This window comes from Oceanibaculum sp. (assembly GCF_022449305.1).
GTDB classification, from domain to species: domain Bacteria; phylum Pseudomonadota; class Alphaproteobacteria; order Oceanibaculales; family Oceanibaculaceae; genus Oceanibaculum; species Oceanibaculum indicum.
This window is the reverse complement of the sequence record NZ_JAKUSO010000123.1, coordinates 1-1,914: the sequence shown is the minus strand read 5'-3', so window position 1 is coordinate 1,914 and position 1,914 is coordinate 1. Positions and strand designations below refer to the sequence as shown.

The following is a 1,914-nucleotide window of genomic DNA, read 5'->3' as shown; positions in this document are numbered from 1 at the left end:
TCCTGGCCGAGGTCGCCGCGACCCGGGCCTTCGGGAGATAAGGATAGAGGTCGAGATCGAGACGCGGCGGCCGGCGCTCGATCCTGCACAGCAACAGGTGCTTGATCGCATCGAAGCCGATCGCCCCCAGCCTGAGGGCCTCGCGCACGGCGGCGTCGACCTCGCCGAGTGGGAAGCTCTCCAGGAGACGCAGGACCTGGACGTACTCGCGCTTGCCGGCGGCACCGTGATTCCTGGGGCCCATGCGGGCCTCCAGGAGACGCCGCAGGGTGGCGAAGGCCTCGGGCAGATCCCAGCCCCTGAGAGGAGCCGCCTGGTCGAGCGCGCCGACCTTGCGCTCGATGAGCGGCAGGTAGTGCAAGGGATCGAAGACCAGGTCCTCACGCTCATAGGATCGTTTGTGGCAGGCGATGACCTCGGCGGCGCAGCTGATCACCACCCGCTCGACATATCCCCGGACCAGTACCTCGCGATGGCCATAGGCCACCGGGACGGAATAATCATTGCTCTTGTAGCGCACCAGAGACAGCGAGCTGGCCCGTCCCGGGCGCTTGTCGCAGGCGTCATAGGGCGCCGAAGGCAAGGGCAGGAACGCCGCCTGGTCTGGGGCCATCCGCTCGACGATCGTTTCCTCATGGCCGCGCAGTTTGGCTGCCTGGCGTTCCCGGCAGCGGGCCTCGAGATGGGCATTCAGAGCCTCGAAGCTCTCAAAACGGGGGATGGGAACCAGAAAGTTCCGGCGGGCGTAGCCGATCAGGCCCTCGACCTTGCCTTTATCGTTGCCCTTGCCGGGCCGCCCGAAGCGATCGGCGAAGAGATAGTGGGATTGCAGCTCGCTGAAGATCCGGGTGCGCTGGCGCATCCCGTTCCCCAGGATACGCGCCACGGCCAGCGTGGTGTTGTCGTAGAGGATCGAGCGCGGAACACCGCCGAAGAAAGCGAAGGCCACCACATGGCCATCACAGAAGGCCTCGCTGATCTCCGCCGGATAAGCCTTGAGAAAGCACGCATCCGAGTGCGGCAGGTCCATGGCAAAGAAATGGGCCTTACACTCGACCCCGGCGATGACTACCTTGGCCTCGCCGAAGTCCACCTGCGCGTGGCCGGGATCGTGGGCCAAGGGCACGAAGACCTCGCGGCTGCGAAGCCGCCGCTCTCGGACGTAGTCCTTGACGATGGTATAGCCGCCCTCGAAGCCATGCTCGTCCCGGAGCCGCTCGAAGATCCGTTTGGCCGTGTGCCGCTGTTTGCGCGGCGCCGAGCGGTCCTCCTCAAGAATGCGATCAATTACGCCGGTGAAGGCATCGAGTTTGGGACGACGAACCGGGTCGCTGCGCCGATAGCCCGGCGGCACCGAAAACCGCAGCATCTTGGAGACCGTCTCGCGGTGAAGCCCAAATACCCGCGCCGCCTCGCGAATGCTCATCCCCTCGACATGGCAGGCGCGGCGAACGCGGCCATACAAATCCACTGAGTACATCCCCCGCCTTTCAATCCGATCGAATCGGACCGAAAGGCTAAAAGATCCGGTACAATTTTAAACCGGCGCGGCCAGAATATCCGGTCGCTCAGTGGCACAGTTTGTCACCGCCGCTTACAGAACGAGTTTGGCGGGGTGAACGTGACGTAATGCAAAATCGGTCGAACCGAGGGTCGGGAAAACCCGTTTGGGTCAGGGCGCTTCCAAGCGCGTGCTTTTGATTGGGACCCGATCCGGCGAATCGCATTAGGGCCAGCGGTCATCAGCACCGCATCAACAGGCCGGACACATGACTGCACCCGACCACTTTGCATCAACGTCAAAACAATCCTTGCCAAATGGGAGCCGTCCACACATGACCCAAAGCGGACATTCAGAACCACCAAAATTGATGGATCTAATCAGGTAACTGCAGCTTTGCCATCAAAGTTTGG

1 protein-coding gene is annotated in these 1,914 nt (G+C 62.7%); it reads right to left on the bottom strand.

Annotated features, from left to right (window positions below):
• The coding region (gene istA / locus MK313_RS18080) for an IS21 family transposase (RefSeq protein WP_287783628.1) at positions 1-1,480 on the bottom strand (1,480 nt) is incomplete at its 3' end.
• Positions 1,481-1,914 lie beyond the last annotated feature (434 nt).